The 14770-nt window shown below is 70.9% G+C and carries 18 protein-coding genes; 12 read left to right on the top strand and 6 right to left on the bottom strand.

Annotated features, from left to right (window positions below; genetic code table 11):
• Nucleotides 1–5: 5 nt before the first annotated feature.
• Nucleotides 6–869, top strand: a complete 864-nt coding sequence (locus tag ACFC0D_RS20725; protein ID WP_376437844.1) for an acyl-CoA thioesterase — start codon at nucleotides 6–8, stop codon at nucleotides 867–869.
• 31 nt (nucleotides 870–900) lie between these two features.
• On the opposite strand, the gene ACFC0D_RS20720 is transcribed toward ACFC0D_RS20725, so the two are convergent.
• Nucleotides 901–1113: a DUF6011 domain-containing protein gene (locus ACFC0D_RS20720; RefSeq protein WP_376437841.1), complete on the bottom strand. Its 213-nt coding sequence runs from the start codon at nucleotides 1111–1113 to the stop codon at nucleotides 901–903.
• 38 nt (nucleotides 1114–1151) lie between these two features.
• On the opposite strand from ACFC0D_RS20720, the gene ACFC0D_RS20715 reads away from it, so the two are divergent.
• Nucleotides 1152–1637 (top strand): glutathione peroxidase, encoded by a 486-nt coding sequence (locus ACFC0D_RS20715; protein WP_376437838.1) that lies wholly within the window; start codon nucleotides 1152–1154, stop codon nucleotides 1635–1637.
• Between the two features lie 185 nt (nucleotides 1638–1822).
• Nucleotides 1823–2611, top strand: a complete 789-nt coding sequence (locus ACFC0D_RS20710; protein WP_376437835.1) for a putative protein N(5)-glutamine methyltransferase — start codon at nucleotides 1823–1825, stop codon at nucleotides 2609–2611.
• 102 nt (nucleotides 2612–2713) lie between these two features.
• Here the strand turns inward: ACFC0D_RS20710 and ACFC0D_RS20705 are convergent, their stop codons facing one another.
• On the bottom strand, nucleotides 2714–4081 hold the full coding sequence (locus ACFC0D_RS20705; RefSeq protein ID WP_376437832.1) for a cytochrome P450: 1368 nt from the start codon (nucleotides 4079–4081) through the stop codon (nucleotides 2714–2716).
• Between the two features lie 138 nt (nucleotides 4082–4219).
• Here ACFC0D_RS20705 and ACFC0D_RS20700 point away from each other — a divergent pair, with 138 nt between their 5' ends.
• From ACFC0D_RS20700 to ACFC0D_RS20690, 3 genes are all read left to right on the top strand, one after another.
• Entirely contained in the window at nucleotides 4220–4687 is a 468-nt protein-coding gene (locus ACFC0D_RS20700; RefSeq protein ID WP_376437829.1) for a VOC family protein, read from the top strand.
• Nucleotides 4688–4820: 133 nt separating this feature from the next.
• Nucleotides 4821–5279: a DUF6325 family protein gene (locus tag ACFC0D_RS20695; RefSeq protein WP_376437825.1), complete on the top strand. Its 459-nt coding sequence runs from the start codon at nucleotides 4821–4823 to the stop codon at nucleotides 5277–5279.
• 49 nt (nucleotides 5280–5328) lie between these two features.
• Entirely contained in the window at nucleotides 5329–5613 is a 285-nt protein-coding gene (locus tag ACFC0D_RS20690) for an SHOCT domain-containing protein (RefSeq protein ID WP_376437822.1), read from the top strand.
• A gap of 91 nt (nucleotides 5614–5704) precedes the next feature.
• On the opposite strand, the gene ACFC0D_RS20685 is transcribed toward ACFC0D_RS20690, so the two are convergent.
• Complete coding sequence (locus ACFC0D_RS20685) at nucleotides 5705–6934, bottom strand: acyl-CoA dehydrogenase family protein (protein ID WP_376437819.1); 1230 nt, start codon at nucleotides 6932–6934, stop codon at nucleotides 5705–5707.
• 153 nt (nucleotides 6935–7087) lie between these two features.
• On the opposite strand from ACFC0D_RS20685, the gene ACFC0D_RS20680 reads away from it, so the two are divergent.
• Nucleotides 7088–7735 carry a TetR family transcriptional regulator gene (locus tag ACFC0D_RS20680; RefSeq protein ID WP_376437817.1) on the top strand — a complete coding sequence of 216 codons (648 nt, stop codon included), beginning with the start codon at nucleotides 7088–7090 and terminating at the stop codon, nucleotides 7733–7735.
• Between the two features lie 304 nt (nucleotides 7736–8039).
• On the opposite strand, the gene def is transcribed toward ACFC0D_RS20680, so the two are convergent.
• The gene (def, locus tag ACFC0D_RS20675; RefSeq protein ID WP_376437815.1) at nucleotides 8040–8600 is read right to left on the bottom strand and encodes a peptide deformylase; all 561 of its coding nucleotides are present in this window, start codon (nucleotides 8598–8600) and stop codon (nucleotides 8040–8042) included.
• A 126-nt stretch (nucleotides 8601–8726) separates the two neighbouring features.
• On the opposite strand from def, the gene ACFC0D_RS20670 reads away from it, so the two are divergent.
• The 5 genes from ACFC0D_RS20670 to ACFC0D_RS20650 all read left to right on the top strand — a co-directional run bounded on the left by ACFC0D_RS20670 (nucleotide 8727) and on the right by ACFC0D_RS20650 (nucleotide 13303).
• Nucleotides 8727–9974 carry a MurT ligase domain-containing protein gene (locus tag ACFC0D_RS20670; RefSeq protein WP_376437812.1) on the top strand — a complete coding sequence of 416 codons (1248 nt, stop codon included), beginning with the start codon at nucleotides 8727–8729 and terminating at the stop codon, nucleotides 9972–9974.
• Between the two features lie 19 nt (nucleotides 9975–9993).
• Nucleotides 9994–10722: a type 1 glutamine amidotransferase gene (locus ACFC0D_RS20665; protein ID WP_376437809.1), complete on the top strand. Its 729-nt coding sequence runs from the start codon at nucleotides 9994–9996 to the stop codon at nucleotides 10720–10722.
• 176 nt (nucleotides 10723–10898) lie between these two features.
• Complete coding sequence (locus ACFC0D_RS20660) at nucleotides 10899–11924, top strand: 6-phosphofructokinase (protein ID WP_376437807.1); 1026 nt, start codon at nucleotides 10899–10901, stop codon at nucleotides 11922–11924.
• Between the two features lie 104 nt (nucleotides 11925–12028).
• Nucleotides 12029–12997 (top strand): cytochrome c oxidase assembly protein, encoded by a 969-nt coding sequence (locus ACFC0D_RS20655; RefSeq protein WP_376437805.1) that lies wholly within the window; start codon nucleotides 12029–12031, stop codon nucleotides 12995–12997.
• A 96-nt stretch (nucleotides 12998–13093) separates the two neighbouring features.
• Nucleotides 13094–13303: a hypothetical protein gene (locus ACFC0D_RS20650; RefSeq protein WP_376437802.1), complete on the top strand. Its 210-nt coding sequence runs from the start codon at nucleotides 13094–13096 to the stop codon at nucleotides 13301–13303.
• A 2-nt stretch (nucleotides 13304–13305) separates the two neighbouring features.
• Here the strand turns inward: ACFC0D_RS20650 and ACFC0D_RS20645 are convergent, their stop codons facing one another.
• Both ACFC0D_RS20645 and ACFC0D_RS20640 read right to left on the bottom strand, forming a co-directional pair.
• Nucleotides 13306–13656, bottom strand: a complete 351-nt coding sequence (locus tag ACFC0D_RS20645) for a PRC-barrel domain containing protein (RefSeq protein WP_376437800.1) — start codon at nucleotides 13654–13656, stop codon at nucleotides 13306–13308.
• A 66-nt stretch (nucleotides 13657–13722) separates the two neighbouring features.
• Nucleotides 13723–14724, bottom strand: a complete 1002-nt coding sequence (locus ACFC0D_RS20640; protein ID WP_376437797.1) for a DUF3048 domain-containing protein — start codon at nucleotides 14722–14724, stop codon at nucleotides 13723–13725.
• Nucleotides 14725–14770: the final 46 nt, after the last annotated feature.

Genomic DNA, 14770 nt, shown 5'->3' with positions numbered 1-14770 from the left:
AGACGGTGACCAACCCCGCCGAGAGCCTCGTCGACCTGCTCGATCTGGAACGGATCGAGGTCAACATCTTCCGTGGCCAGAGCCCGCAGGAGTCGCTGCAGCGGGTCTTCGGCGGGCAGGTCGCCGGCCAGGCCCTGGTCGCGGCCGGGCGCACGACGGAGGGCGACCGGCCGGTGCACTCGCTGCACTCCTACTTCCTGCGGCCCGGCAGGCCGGGCGTGCCGATCGTGTACCAGGTGGAGCGGGTGCGGGACGGGCGTTCGTTCACGACCCGTCGGGTCACGGCGGTCCAGCAGGGGCGGACGATCTTCAACCTGACGGCCTCCTTCCACCTGCCGGAGGAGGCCGGCATCGAGCACCAGCTTCCGCCGCGGCACATGACCGACCCGGAGACCCTGCCGAAGCTCGCGGACGAGATCCGCGACCATCTGGGCGTACTGCCGGAGGCCCTGGAGCGGATGGCCCGCCGCCAGCCCTTCGACATCCGCTACGTGGACCGGTTGCGCTGGACGAAGGGCGAGGTCACGGGCGCCGACCCGCGCAGCGCGGTGTGGATGCGTGCGGTGGGTCCGCTCGGCGACGACCCGCTGGTGCACACCTGTGCGCTGACGTACGCCTCGGACATGACGCTTCTCGACGCGGTGCGGATCCCGGTGGAGCCGCTGTGGGGCCCGCGGGGCTTCGACATGGCCTCGCTGGACCACGCGATGTGGTTCCACCGGCCCTTCCGCGCGGACGAGTGGTTCCTGTACGACCAGGAGTCCCCCATCGCCACGGGCGGCCGCGGCCTGGCCCGCGGCCGCATCTACGACCGCGAGGGCCGGCTCCTGGTGTCGGTGGTGCAGGAGGGACTGTTCCGGAAGCTGTAGCCATGGGCGCCCCCGAGCACGACGTCGTGCGCTACGTGCCGGGAAGGGTGTCCTGGTCGACCTCGTGGCGACGGGTACGGATGTCCGGGCCCGCCGGGTGGAGCTTGGCGTCACAGGAGGGCCCGAGGCCGGTACGGCGGGATTCCGCGCCGGTCAGGGGCCGCCCGCACAGCCGGCACCGTACGATCCGCCGCGTACCCCCGGGGGCGGAATCGATGGCGATTGCCAGTGGTTCTTCACTCATGTTGTGATCGCAGCCTGATTCTCGACGAGGAGTTCTTCATGAGTGTGTACGACATCCCCCTTCGCACGCTGTCCGGTGACCCGATCTCGCTGGCCGACTACCGCGACCAGGCCGTCCTGGTCGTCAATGTGGCCTCCAAGTGCGGTCTGACGCCGCAGTACGCGGGGCTGGAGCGGCTGCAGAAGGAGTACGGGGAGAAGGGCTTCACCGTCCTCGGTGTGCCCTGCAACCAGTTCCTGGGGCAGGAGCCCGGCAGCGCCGAGGAGATCCAGACCTTCTGCTCCACGTCGTACGGCGTGACGTTCCCGCTCCTGGAGAAGACGGATGTGAACGGCGAGGCCCGTCACCCGCTCTACGCGGAGCTGACGCAGGTCGCCGACGCCGAGGGCGAGTCCGGGGACGTCCAGTGGAACTTCGAGAAGTTCCTGATCGGCAAGGACGGGCAGATCACCCGCTTCCGTCCGCGTACCGAGCCCGAGGCCCCCGAGGTCCTCGCGGCGATCGAGGCGCAGCTGTCCGCCTGAGCCGGCGAGCCTGTCGGATGATCCACACGGTGTCGATCATGTAATGTGTGCGGCTCCAGTTCAGTGGACGACCGAGGAGGTGGGACCCATCAACGCCATGCAGGCAGGGTGCTCCCCCTCGACGACCGTGTGGTCAGCCCGACAGAGGTGACCACGGGAGCCCCTTCGGTTCCCGGAAGGTTTCCATGTCGATCGACCCGTCCTTCTCTCTTCGTTCCACCACCGTCTCCCGGCTCCGCGCCGCGGGCTGCGTCTTCGCCGAGGACGAGGCGGAGCTGCTCTTCTCCACCGCGCACAGCACCGTCGAACTCGACACGATGGTCGAGCGTCGCGCCACCGGTCTGCCCATCGAGCACGTCGTGGGCTGGGCGGCCTTCTCCGGACTGCGCATCTCCGTCGACCCCGGGGTGTTCGTACCTCGGCGGCGGACCGAGTTTCTCGTCGAGCACGCCGTGGGCCTGGCCGGGCCGGGGGCCCTGTGTGTCGATCTGTGCTGCGGCTCGGGGGCGGCGGGGGCCGTGCTGCTCTCGGCCGTGGAGGGCGCCGAGGTGTACGCCTCGGACATCGAGCCCGCCGCCGTGCGCTGCGCACGTCGCAACATCGAGCCGCGCGGCGGCCGGGTCTTCGAGGGCGACCTGTTCGCCCCGCTGCCGCAGGTGCTGCGCGGCCGGGTCGAGGTGCTCGTCGCCAATGTGCCGTACGTTCCGACCGACGAGGTGGGCCTGCTGCCGCCCGAGGCACGCGAGCACGAGCCGCTGGTCGCGCTCGACGGCGGCTCGGACGGCCTCGACGTGCTGCGCAGGGTGGCGGCCGAAGCCGCCGACTGGCTGGCGCCGGGCGGGCATCTGCTGGTCGAGACGAGCGGGCGCCAGGCCGCCGACGCCGTCGAGGCGGTCTCCGGGCACGGCCTGACGCCGCGGTTGGTCACGTCGGACGAGCTGTACGCGACGGTCGTCGTCTCGTCACGTCACTGATCCGTGGCGCCGGTCCGACACGTCAACCACCCGTGGCGCCCTTCGACGCGCCACTGACCCGTGGCGCCGGTCCGACCTCATGGTCGGGCCGGCGCCTTCGCCCTAGGCGGTTCGGGGCCGGACCCGGCAGCGGGCCGAGCCCGCCGCCTGGAGGGTGATCCCGGCGTTGACCGGCACCTCGGTGTCGATCGCCTCGATCTCGAACGCCTGAAGGAGCATCGCCAGCGCGATCACCGACTCCAGCATCGAGAAGTGCTGGCCGATGCAGGCGCGCGGACCGCCTCCGAAGGGGAACCATGCGTAGCGCGGGCGGCTCGCCTCGGCCTCGGGCGTGAAGCGCTCGGGGTCGAAGCGTTCCGGGTCCTCCCAGTACGCGGGGTGCCGGTGGGTGACCCAGGGGGCGACGATCACATCGGCACCGGCGGGGATGGTGTGGCCGCCGATCTCGGTGGCCTCGACCGCCCGCCGGCCGATGGCCGCTGCGGCCGGGAAGATCCGCATGGCCTCCTTGAGCACCTGGGTGAGGTAGGGCAGCCCGTCGAGGTCGGCGGCGCCGGGCACCCGGCCGGCCAGGACGCGGTCGACCTCCTCGTGGGCCCGCTTCTGCTGCTCCGGGTGGAGGGCGAGCAGGTGGAGGGCGAAGCCGAGGGAGGTGGCGGTCGTCTCGTGTCCCGCGAGCAGGAACACGAGGACCTGCTCGCGCAGTTCGGAGGCGTCGAAGGTGCCGTCCTCGGCGCTCTCGGCCTCGGCGAGGAGGGACAGCAGGTCCTGGCCTCCGTCCTCGGCCTCACCGGCCGCCCGGCGCTCGGCGATGATCCGGTCGCAGACGGCGTACAGCTCCTCATGGGCCGCGCGGGCACGACGATTGCCGGGGGTGGGCCAGTCACGCGGGATGTTCAGCGGTGAGAAGCCGCGGCGCAGCACGTAGTCGCCCATCACCGGGAACGCACGCTCCACGATGTCGACGGCCTCCTCGACGTCCGTACCGAAGAGGATGCGGGCGACGGCGCGCAGGGCGAAGCCGGCCATCTCGTCGAGGACGTCGACGGTGGAGTCCTCGGCGGTCCGCCAGGCCTCGGTGACACGGCCGACCTCGGCGGCGACGGCCTCGGCGTAGCTGTCGACGCGGCGGCGGGTGAAGAGCGGCTGGACGAGCCGGCGCTGGCGCAGGTAGTCCTCGTCCTGGCTGGTCAGCAGGCCGTTGCCGAAGGACTCGCGGACCTCCTGGTAGAAGGCGTTGTCCTTGCGGAAGTTGGCGGATTCGGTGGCCAGGACCTGCTGGGCCCCCTCGGCGGAGAAGACTCCGTAGACGACGGCGCGGACACCGGGCGGGCCCGCGGTGATCCGGACGACGTCCCCGTGTGCGCGCTGGGCGTTCAGGAAGGTGCCGAGCGAGTCGTTCTTGAGGTCGAACATCGAGCCGAGCAGCGGTAGCCCCGCCGGGCCCGGAATCTCGTTGGTGGTTGCCATGTGTGCGTTGCCCCCTTGATCGTCACCGGCATGCCGATTCTCCCCCACCACCCGACCCACCGGTAGCCGTACGGTCGAACACCCGGCCGGTTCCGGCCTGTTGGCCCGATTGTCAGTGCCGCCTGGGAGGCTCGTTCCATGGAACCCGTGGAGATGACCCTGCAGCTCACCATCGACTGCGCCGACCCCCAGAGGCTCGTCCGTTTCTGGGCGGAGGCCCTGCGTTACGTACCGCAGCCGCCGCCGGAGGGCCATGAGACCTGGCGGGCGTACTGGGCGTCGATCGGGGTGCCGGAGGAGGAGCTGACCGAGGGGGCCGGAGAGCTTCCCGAGTCCATCGTGGACCCGAAGGGGGCCGGGCCGCGGGTCTGGTTCCAGCAGGTCCCGGAGCCGAAGACGGTCAAGAACCGGCTGCATCTGGATCTGAAGGTCGGCGGGGGCCGGGAGGTGCCGCTCGCGCTGCGGCGCGACCGCGTGGACGGGGAGGTCGCGCGGCTGACGGCGCTGGGCGCGTCGATCCTCCGCACGATGGACGAGCCGAACGGGATGGACTATTACGCGGTGGTGCTCCAGGACCCGGAGGGCAACGAGTTCTGCGTGGTGTGACGGCGCCGCCCCACGACATGCGGAGGCCCCCGGGCGGTGCTGGAATGGCTGGGAGGCCGCCTGTCGCCGAGGCGGGGGCCGCCCGCAACCGGGCCCGGTCGAGGCGGGAATCCCGAGCGCTTGAGGAGTGGCCATGAGCGACGACCTGTCGGAACTCGAGGACATGGGACCCGTCGACTACCTGATCCTGGAGTTTCCCGGCAACCGGATGACGGGCGAGGGTTTCCCTCTCCTCGTCGACCTGGTGGAGCGGGGCATCATTCGCATCCTCGACCTGCAGTTCATCCGCAAGGACGAGGACGGTTCGGTCGCCGCGGTGGAGCTGAGGGACTTCGGGGACGAGGTCGACCTCACCGTGTTCGAGGGCGCCTCGTCGGGCCTGCTGGACCAGAGCGACGTCGACGATGCCGGTTCCGCGCTGGAGCCGGGCAACTCCGCCGGGGTCATCGTGTACGAGAACCTGTGGGCCGCCCCCTTCGCACGAGCCATGCGGCGCAGCGGCGCGCAGATCGTGGCGAACGGACGGATTCCCGTCCAGGCGCTGCTGGCCTCGCTGGATGCGACCGAGTCCGGCGGAGGGGCGGCGGCCTGACCTCCCGATCACATCCGGCCCCCGAGCACCCCCTGGGAGATGACTGACCATGCCCGGACTTCTTCGCGGCGTCGCCCGCACCGCCGTCGTCGCCGGCACCGCCACCGCGGTGTCCAACCGAGTGTCACGGCGGCAGGCGGGCCGATGGGCCCAGCAGGACTACGGACAGCAGCAGCAGTATCAGCAGCAGCCACCCGCGCCGGCTCCGGCGCCCCCCGGCGACGACATGAGCACCAAGATCGAGCAGCTCAAGCAGCTGGGGGACCTGAAGGCCCAGGGTGTGCTGACCGAGGAGGAGTTCGAGGCCCAGAAGCGCAACCTCCTCGCGACATGACCCGGTCCTGACCCGACCGACCACACCCGGAATCGACACGTCGGCCCGCGCCCCCACCAGGGGGCACGGGCCGGCACGTGCGGGCCGCTGCCTAGCGGATCGGCATCCCGGAGAGCGTGCGGGCGATGACCAGGCGCTGGACCTCGCTCGTACCCTCGAAGATGGTGTAGATCGCCGCGTCACGGTGCATCCGCTCCACCGGGTACTCCCGGGTGAAGCCGTTGCCGCCGAGGATCTGGATCGCCTGGCCGGTGACCTTCTTGGCGACCTCGCTGGCGTACAGCTTGGACATCGAGCCCTCGGCCGAGGTGAACGGCTTGCCCGTGGTCGCCATCCAGGATGCGCGCCAGACGAGCAGCCGGGCGGCGTCGATCTGGGTGCGCATGTCGGCGAGCTGGAAGGCGATGCCCTGGTTGTCGATGATCGGGCGGCCGAACTGCTCACGGGTCTTGGCGTAGTCGAGGGCGACCTCGTAGGCGGCGCGGGCGGTGCCGACCGCCATGGCGCCGACGGCGGGGCGCGAGGCCTCGAAGGTGGCCATGGCGGCGTTCTTCACACGCTCGCCGCCGCCCGCCTTCGCCTTCTCGCGGGCCCGGGCGAGGCGCTCGTCGAGCTTCTCCTTGCCGCCGAGGAGGCAGTGGCCGGGGATGCGGACGTTCTCGAGGACGACCTCGGCGGTGTGCGAGGCGCGGATGCCGTGCTTCTGGAACTTCTGCCCCTGGGAGAGGCCGGGGGTGTTCGGCGGCACGATGAAGGACGCGTGCCCCTTGGAGCCGATCTCGGGGTCGACGACCGCGACGACGACATGGACGTTGGCGATGCCGCCGTTGGTCGCCCAGGTCTTGGTGCCGTTGAGGACCCACTCGTCCTTCGCCTCGTCGTAGACGGCGCGGGTGCGCATCGAGGCGACGTCGGAGCCGGCGTCGGGCTCGGAGGAGCAGAAGGCGGCGACCTTCACGTCGTCGACGTCGCCGTACATCTGCGGGATCCAGGTGCCGATCTGTTCCTCGGTGCCGTTGGCGAGGACGCCGACGGCGGCGAGGCCGGTACCGACGATGGAGAGGGCGATGCCCGCGTCGCCCCAGAAGAGCTCCTCCATCGCCATCGGGATGCCGAGGCCCGTCGGGTCGAAGAACTGCTGGGCATAGAAGTCGAGAGAGTAGATGCCGATTTTGGCGGCTTCCTGGATGATCGGCCAGGGAGTCTCCTCACGCTCGTCCCACTCGGAGGCGGCGGGGCGCATCACGTCCTCGGCGAAGCCGTGCAACCAGTCACGGACCTGCTTCTGGTCGTCGTTGAGTTCGAGCGTGAACTCGGCCATGTTCCCTCCCAGCACTGCGTTACTTGCGGTAACAGTAGTCTGTTACTCGCCGGTAGGCGCTGTCAACCTGCGGTGGACCGGGCGGCACCGGGTGCCGGTCGGGTGTTACGTTGCGACAGCCTCACGGAATACGCACGGGCGGGGAGACACGCTATGGAGATCACACACCGGACCACCGACCAGCAGTCGCCGGCCGATCAGCGGCGCCGCGAACTGTTGGAGGCGGCGGACCGGGTCGTGCTCCGGGACGGCCCCAAGGCCTCGATGAACGCGATCGCGGCGGAGGCGGGCATCACCAAGCCGATCCTCTACCGGCACTTCGGCGACAAGGGTGGGCTGTACCGGGCCCTCGCGACCCGGCACACCGACGCGCTGCTCTCCGCGCTGCGGGCGGCGCTCGACGCACCGGCCGACCGGCGCCGGCGGGTCGAGGCCACGCTCGACACGTATCTCGCCTCGATCGAGGCGATGCCGCAGGTCTACCGTTTCCTGATGCACCCCGCGGAGGAGACGCACCAGACCGAACAGGGCTTCGACGTGGGCCGCCACTCGGCGCCGGTGCTGCGGCAGATGGGCGAGGAGCTCGGCCAGGTCATCTCCGAGCGCATCGACCTCGGCCCGGCCGGCGAAGCGCAGGCACGGATCTGGGGTCACGGCATCGTGGGCATGATGCACGCGGCGGGCGACTGGTGGCTCGGCGAGCGCCCGTGCTCGCGAAGCGAGCTGGTCCGAGCCCTCGCGGACCTGCTGTGGGGCCGCCTGGCGGAAGCCGCCGACCGCGTCGGGGCGCCGGGGTTCTGACCCGGACCGGCAAGGCGCCCGCGTTCCGATTCCACGCCGGGCAGGCCACGGGGTGCCGCCCCGGGCCGCATGGCGCAGGGACTCCGCCCCGGGCCGCATGGCGCAGGGATTCCGACCAGAGCCCGCAAGGCACCCGAACTCGGAACCGAGCCCGCAAGGCGCCGGGGTTCTGGACCACGCCCCAAATCGCCGGGGTTCCGACCCGAGCCGCACGGCGCCGGGATTCCGACCCGAGCCGCACGGCGCCGGGATTCCGACCCGACCCGGCCCCGGCCCGGGCCCCGGGCTCGAACGGCGAAGGCGGTCAGTGGCGCAGCGCGTCCGCTCCCGTACCCCACGGCTCCTTGCGGATCGCGCGCAGCAGCCGTGACCTGCGCCACCCCGTCACATGGTCCGCGTAGACGCCGCCCTCCAGGTGATCCGTCTCATGCTGGAGGCAGCGGGCGAAGAAGCCCGTGCCCTCGACGCGGGCCGGAGTGCCGTCCATCAGGACGCCCTCGACGACCGCGCGGTCGAATCGGGGGGTCGGGGCCTCCAGACCCGGCAGGGACAGACAGCCTTCGGGGCCCCGGAACACGTCCCCGTCCGCCTCCACCAGGCGTGGGTTCACCAGGTGCCCGAGATGGCGCACGTCCTCGTCGTCCGGGCAGTCGTACACGAAGACGCGCAGCCCCACACCCACCTGGTTCGCCGCGAGGCCGACGCCGTTCGCCGCGTACATCGTGGCGAACATGTCCTCGATCAGCCGGGCGAGCTCCGGGCCGAAGTCGCTGACGGGTTCACAGGGGGTGTGCAGCACCGGGTCGCCGAGCAAGGTCATGCCTCGGACGCGGCCGGAACTGCCGGGGATCGGCCGGTTTCGCATGGACGTAAGGGTACGGTCCGCGTTGACCTCGTCGTTTCGGCGAGGGTTCCAGGGGTGCCGCAGTTCGGGTCGCCTGGCTGATCTCGATAGGCTGAGCCCGGACCGACGCAAGGAGGAACAAGAAAGATGTCAGGACACCCCGGTAATCCAGAGCCGCTGTCGCCGCGTGCCAAGCTGGCCGTGACGGCGGGCAAGGCCGCGGCCGCGGTGTCGCGCGCAGCGGGACGCGGCAGCGGATCGGTCATCGGCGGCAAGGTGGCGCTGAGGCTCGACCCGGACCTGCTGGGTCGGCTCGCGCAGCATCTGGACGTCGTCCTGGTGTCCGCGACGAACGGCAAGACCACCACGACCCGGCTGATCGCCGAGGCGCTGCGGGCCAGCGGCCCCGTCGTCTCCAACGCGCTGGGCGCCAACATGCCCGCGGGCATCACGTCGGCGCTGGCCGGCGGCTCGGACGCCAAGTACGGCGTCATCGAGGTCGACGAGAAGTACCTCGCCGGAGTCGCCCGGGACACCACGCCCAAGGCGATCGCACTGCTCAACCTCTCGCGCGACCAGCTCGACCGCGCCGCCGAGACCCGGATGCTCGCGGAGAAGTGGCGCGAGGGCCTGAGCGGCACGAAGGCCGTGGTCATCGCCAACGCCGACGACCCGCTGATCGTGTGGGCCGCCTCCTCCTCCCCCAATGTGGTGTGGGTCGCCGCCGGTCAGGAGTGGAAGGACGACGCCTGGTCGTGCCCCGCCTGCGGCGGTGTGATGCAGCGTCCGGGTGACGACTGGTTCTGCGGCGAGTGCGGTTTCCGCCGCCCGGCGCCGAGTTGGGCGCTCAACGGCGACCACGTCCTGGACCCGCACGGTTCGGCCTGGCCGATCCACCTCCAGCTGCCCGGCCGCGCCAACAAGGCCAACGCCGCGACCTCCGCCGCCGTCGCCGCCGTCTTCGGCGTCCCGCCGCAGGTCGCCCTGGAGCGCATGTACCAGGTGCAGGCCGTGGCCGGCCGCTACGACGTGGTCTCCTTCCAGAACCGTGACCTGCGGCTGCTGCTCGCGAAGAACCCGGCGGGGTGGCTCGAAACGTTTTCCCTCATCGACCAGCCGCCGACCCCGGTCATCCTCTCCGTCAACGCGCGCGGCGCCGACGGCACGGACACCTCCTGGCTCTGGGACGTCGACTACGGGCGGCTCGCCGGCCACCCGATCATGGTCATCGGCGACCGCAAGCTGGACCTGGCGGTCCGCCTGGAGGTCGCGGGTGTGGAGTTCCGCGTCTGCGAGACGCTCGACGAGGCGGTTCGGCTCGCCCCGCCGGGACAGATCGAGCTGATCGCCAACTACACCGCCTTCCAGGACGTCCGCCGCCGCGTCGGCAACTGACCCGTAGAGGACATGCAGCATGAGTGACAGCAGCCTGCGCCTGGTCTGGGTCTACCCGGACCTGCTCAGCACGTACGGCGACCAGGGCAACGCCCTCGTCGTCGAGCGCCGCGCCCGCCAGCGCGGACTGGACGTCCAGCGCGTCGACGTCCGCAGCGACCAGCCGATCCCGACCTCCGGCGACATCTACCTGATCGGTGGCGGCGAGGACCGGCCGCAGCGGCTCGCGGCCGAGCGGCTGCGCCGCGACGGCGGCCTGGAGCGCGCGGCGTCCAACGGCGCGATCATCTTCTCGGTCTGCGCCGGGTACCAGATCCTGGGCCACGAGTTCATCAACGACCTCGGCGAGCGCGAGCCCGGCCTCGGGCTGATCGACGTGATCTCCACCCGGGGCGAGGGCGAGCGGTGCGTCGGCGACGTCCTCGCGGACATCGACCCGCGGCTCGGTCTCCCCCAGCTCACCGGGTTCGAGAACCACCAGGGCATCACCCATCTCGGCCCGACGGCCCGCCCGTTCGCCCGCACGATCCTGGGCAAGGGCAACGGCACGGGCGACGGCACCGAGGGCGCGTACAACGACACCGTCTTCGGTACGTACATGCACGGCCCGGTCATGGCCCGCAACCCGCAGATCGCGGACCTGCTCCTGAAGCTGGCCCTCGACGTGAACGCGCTGCCGCCGACCGACGACCGGTGGTACGAGGCGCTGCGCGCCGAGCGCATCGCGGCGGCGACCCAGCCCGCCTGACCGTCCGGCGGACTGCACGTCTGAGCGCCCTTACGCCCATTGGATTCGTAAGTAAATACGGTGTCCAAACTGCGGACATCGGGTTCGGCCCCGCCACTCGGCACCGATAGGGTGGCGGGGATCCAACCGGACGACGTGGTCCGGAAGTCGGCCCACGTTGCAAAGGTATTTGGGCTATGCGCATTGGTGTGCTCACCTCCGGCGGCGACTGCCCCGGTCTGAACGCCGTCATCCGTTCCGTCGTGCACCGCGCCGTCGTCGACCACGGTGACGAGGTCATCGGCTTCCACGACGGTTGGAAGGGCCTCCTGGAGGCCGACTACCGCAAGCTCGACCTCGACGCGGTGGGCGGCATCCTGGCCCGTGGCGGCACCATCCTCGGCTCCTCCCGGGTCCAGCCGGCCCACCTCGTCGACGGCGTCGAGCGCGCCAAGGGCCATGTCGCCGAGCTCGGCCTCGACGCGATCATCCCGATCGGCGGCGAGGGCACCCTGAAGGCCGCCAACCTGCTCTCCCAGGCGGGACTGCCGATCGTCGGCGTGCCGAAGACCATCGACAACGACATCGCCTCGACGGACGTCACCTTCGGCTTCGACACCGCCGTCGGCGTAGCGACCGAGGCCCTGGACCGGCTGAAGACCACCGCCGAGTCCCACCAGCGCGTCCTGATCGTCGAGGTCATGGGCCGGCACACCGGCTGGATCGCCCTGCACTCCGGCATGGCCGCGGGCGCCCACGCGATCGTCGTGCCCGAGCGCCCCTTCGACATCGACGAGCTGACCGCCCGCGTCGGCGAGCGCTTCGAGGCCGGCAAGCGCTTCGCGATCGTGGTCGTGGCCGAAGGCGCCAAGCCGCGCGAGGGCTCGATGAACTTCGAGGTCGGCGCCAAGGACCAGTACGGGCACGAGCGCTTCACGGGCATCGCCAACCAGCTCTCGGTCGAGCTGGAGCAGCGGCTCGGCAAGGAAGCCCGCCCGGTGATACTCGGTCACGTCCAGCGCGGCGGCACGCCGACGGCATACGACCGAGTCCTCGCCACCCGCTTCGGCTGGCACGCGGTGGAGGCCGCGCACCGCGGCGAGTTCGGGATGCTGACCGCACTGCGCGGCACGGAGATCACGATGGTCCCGCTGGCCCAGGCCGTGGAGACCCTCAAGACGGTCCCGGCGGAGCGCTACGCAGAGGCCGAGTGCGTGCTCTGACCCCCGTACCGACACCACGAACCGCCCCCGGTCGCATCCGCGAACGGGGGCGGTTCTAGTCTGGTGCGGACAACAAGCGCGAATCGGGCTCCAGGAGTACACACATGGATCACAGCGGGCACGGCATGACCATGGATCTGCCGCCGTTCACGCTGGGACGGGGGCTCGAGTTCTCGCCGGACCTGTTCTTCCTCATCGGCAGCGTCGTGGGACTCGCGCTGTACGGATGGGGCGTGGCTCGGCTGCGCAGGCGCGGTGACACCTGGCCCGTCAGCCGGACGATCCTCTTCACGCTGGGCGTGCTGACCGTCGCACTGATGATGTGCACCAAGCTGAACGACTACGGCATGGTCATGTTCAGCGTGCACATGGTGCAGCACATGGTCATCTCGATGCTCTCGCCGATCCTGATCCTGCTCGGCGCGCCGGTGACGCTGGCGCTGCGGGCGCTGCCGGTCGCGGCCCGGGGCGACAAGGGCCCGCGTGAGCTGCTCCTGATGCTGCTGCACAGCCGCTACATGCGGATCATCACGCATCCCGCGTTCACGATCCCGCTCTTCATCGCGAGCCTGTACGGCTTCTACTTCACCCCGCTCTTCGACACCCTCATGGGGTCGAAGGTCGGACACATCGCGATGATGGTGCACTTCCTCGCCGTCGGCCTGGTCTTCTTCTGGCCGATCATCGGGGTCGACCCGGGACCGCATCGCCCCGGCTATGTGATGCGGATGCTGGAGCTCTTCGCGGGGATGCCGTTCCACGCCTTCTTCGGCATCGCGCTGATGATGGCGAGCGAGCCGATGATCGAGGCGTACAAGAATCCACCGGCCTCGCTGGGGATCGACGCGCTCACCGACCAGAACGCGGCGGGCGGTATCGCCTGGGCGTTCAGCGAGATCCCGTCTGTGCTGGTGCTGATCGCGCTGGTGTACCAGTGGTACCACTCCGAGCAGCGGCAGGCCGTCCGCAAGGACCGGGCCGCCGACCGTGACGGGGACAAGGAGCTGGAGGCGTACAACGCGTATCTCGCCTCGCTCCGGACCCGTGGGCAGCAGGTCGGGACACGGGACTGAGGCTCGGGTCCGACGTGGGTGTGACGCGGGAGTAGCGCTTCGCCCGCCTCAGGGGTCACGATGAGGGGGACGGCCCTGTCGGGAGGAGGCGGACAGATGTCCGGTCCCACGAAGGCGATGAGCGTGATCACCGTCGCGGCCCTGGTGCTGACGACGGCGTACACGGTGGCGCTCGGCAGCAGCGGCTGGCTCTGGTTCGGCTGGATCGTGCTCGGTGTGGTCACCATCGGTATGGCGGCGGCGGACAGCTCCGCCCCCGCGGGCGCCCGTCGCCGCGGGCCGAGCAGGCCCGGCCCGCAGCCCTGAGCTCACATGTGCCGGTTGCTGTAGTAGTACTCGATCAGCCTGATGAAGTCGCCGTCGTCCTCGTGCTGCCCGCTCTCGAAGGGCGGTGAGCCCTTGACGGTCTCCTTCGTGCAGGAGAGCCGGACGGTCTCGCTCTCCGTGTCGATGCTCGAGACCAGGCCGGCGGGGAGCAGCACGCGCCGGCCGAGGATCCACGGTCCGGTGTCCACGACGAGATAGGACCGGCCGACGTCCTCCGTGTGTTCGTCGATCTTCCCGATCGAGCCGTCGGTGGCCTCGACGCTGTATCCGATGAGCCGGGTGCCGGGCACATGGCCCGAGGTCTCGGCGTAGCCCCAGATGTCGGCGGTCATGGCGGGCCTCCTCACTGGTCGTGTCGGGCGGGTACCCGTCGGAGCGGGAGCCATCCGCGCGGGATGTCAGCGCGGGGCAAGGACGATCCAGATGTGGCCCGGGGCGAAGTTCAGGGGCGCCCCGTCCGGTGTGGTGAAGGTCGTGCCCTTCTCGGCCACCGGGCGACTCCAGCGGGCGTCGTGGGCCTTGCCGTCGCGCAGGACGACGGCGGTGCCGCTGCCGACCGTCTCGGTGTAGGGCGAGACGCTCCCGAGGACGTCGCGGAACCGCGAGGACCGTATGGTCACGTGCTGCACCACGACGGTGGTCGCCGTCACCTGGCCCTCGTCGGTGGTACGGGCGGGGCTGCCGTCCATCGCCACCCGCCAGCCCTTCTCCCCCGCGTTCCAGGTGAAGGTGTAGCGGGAGGCCGGGAAGCGCACGGTGCGCTCGTTGACCTGCTCCCCGCCCGCGGGGGCGGGACCGAAGCGGAAGCCGATGTCCTTGGCGTCCTCGGCGTTCGGCGCGGCGGCGAGCGCGCGCCCGGGCAGGACGTACAGGTTGTGGGGCGCCGGTCGGCCGCCGCCGCGCAGATAGGCGCCGGGGGCGTCCTCCGGGGGCAGCGGGTACAGCGGGGCGGCTTGCAGGAGGGGCTTCAGGGCGGCCTGCGAGCCCGAGTAGGCGAGCGCGGGCCTGCCGAACTGGCGCAGCAGCTCGATGTCGGACTCGCGGGCGCTGCGGACGGGTCCGATCCGTTCCGGCAGATCGGAGGAGTAGACGGCGAGCAGCCGGGTCTGGCCGCCCTCCACCTGCTCGACGTAGACGAGGTCGGCCGCGCCGAGCCCGGTGTGCGGGCGGGCCGGGGGCACGTTGTCGATCTTGACGGCGAGCACGGGGGCGGGACGGGCCGGCAGTCCGGTGAAGGGCGACCGCGTCTCCTGGGTGGGGACGGGAGTGGTCGGCGCGGGGGTCGGCGTGGGCTCGGGGGTGCCGGAGTCGGCGCAGCCGTACAACCCGGCGGTCGTCACCGCGCACAGGAGCACGGTGACGGCTGCGCCGGGCCGTATGCGTCGGTGTGCAGCAGCCATAAGGTCCACTCTCCGTCTCCAGTGTGGACCACGGTCGCGCGAGTGG

It is taken from the genome of Streptomyces sp. NPDC056222, assembly GCF_042264065.1.
Lineage (GTDB): Bacteria > Actinomycetota > Actinomycetes > Streptomycetales > Streptomycetaceae > Streptomyces.
This window is presented reverse-complemented; position numbering and strand designations above follow the sequence as displayed.

Excerpts from the sequence above, each read along its gene's own strand:
- ACFC0D_RS20690 (WP_376437822.1), top strand. The coding sequence starts at position 5,329 with ATGCCCGGACTTCTTCGCGGCGTCGCCCGCACCGCCGTCGTCGCCGGC.
- ACFC0D_RS20710 (WP_376437835.1), top strand. The coding sequence starts at position 1,823 with ATGTCGATCGACCCGTCCTTCTCTCTTCGTTCCACCACCGTCTCCCGG.
- ACFC0D_RS20665 (WP_376437809.1), top strand. The coding sequence starts at position 9,994 with ATGAGTGACAGCAGCCTGCGCCTGGTCTGGGTCTACCCGGACCTGCTC.
- ACFC0D_RS20715 (WP_376437838.1), top strand. The coding sequence starts at position 1,152 with ATGAGTGTGTACGACATCCCCCTTCGCACGCTGTCCGGTGACCCGATC.
- ACFC0D_RS20720 (WP_376437841.1), bottom strand. The coding sequence starts at position 1,113 with ATGAGTGAAGAACCACTGGCAATCGCCATCGATTCCGCCCCCGGGGGT.
- ACFC0D_RS20670 (WP_376437812.1), top strand. The coding sequence starts at position 8,727 with ATGTCAGGACACCCCGGTAATCCAGAGCCGCTGTCGCCGCGTGCCAAG.
- def (WP_376437815.1), bottom strand. The coding sequence starts at position 8,600 with ATGCGAAACCGGCCGATCCCCGGCAGTTCCGGCCGCGTCCGAGGCATG.
- ACFC0D_RS20685 (WP_376437819.1), bottom strand. The coding sequence starts at position 6,934 with ATGGCCGAGTTCACGCTCGAACTCAACGACGACCAGAAGCAGGTCCGT.
- ACFC0D_RS20640 (WP_376437797.1), bottom strand. The coding sequence starts at position 14,724 with ATGGCTGCTGCACACCGACGCATACGGCCCGGCGCAGCCGTCACCGTG.
- ACFC0D_RS20705 (WP_376437832.1), bottom strand. The coding sequence starts at position 4,081 with ATGGCAACCACCAACGAGATTCCGGGCCCGGCGGGGCTACCGCTGCTC.
- ACFC0D_RS20660 (WP_376437807.1), top strand. The coding sequence starts at position 10,899 with ATGCGCATTGGTGTGCTCACCTCCGGCGGCGACTGCCCCGGTCTGAAC.
- ACFC0D_RS20645 (WP_376437800.1), bottom strand. The coding sequence starts at position 13,656 with ATGACCGCCGACATCTGGGGCTACGCCGAGACCTCGGGCCATGTGCCC.
- ACFC0D_RS20680 (WP_376437817.1), top strand. The coding sequence starts at position 7,088 with ATGGAGATCACACACCGGACCACCGACCAGCAGTCGCCGGCCGATCAG.
- ACFC0D_RS20700 (WP_376437829.1), top strand. The coding sequence starts at position 4,220 with ATGGAACCCGTGGAGATGACCCTGCAGCTCACCATCGACTGCGCCGAC.
- ACFC0D_RS20650 (WP_376437802.1), top strand. The coding sequence starts at position 13,094 with ATGTCCGGTCCCACGAAGGCGATGAGCGTGATCACCGTCGCGGCCCTG.
- ACFC0D_RS20695 (WP_376437825.1), top strand. The coding sequence starts at position 4,821 with ATGAGCGACGACCTGTCGGAACTCGAGGACATGGGACCCGTCGACTAC.
- ACFC0D_RS20655 (WP_376437805.1), top strand. The coding sequence starts at position 12,029 with ATGGATCACAGCGGGCACGGCATGACCATGGATCTGCCGCCGTTCACG.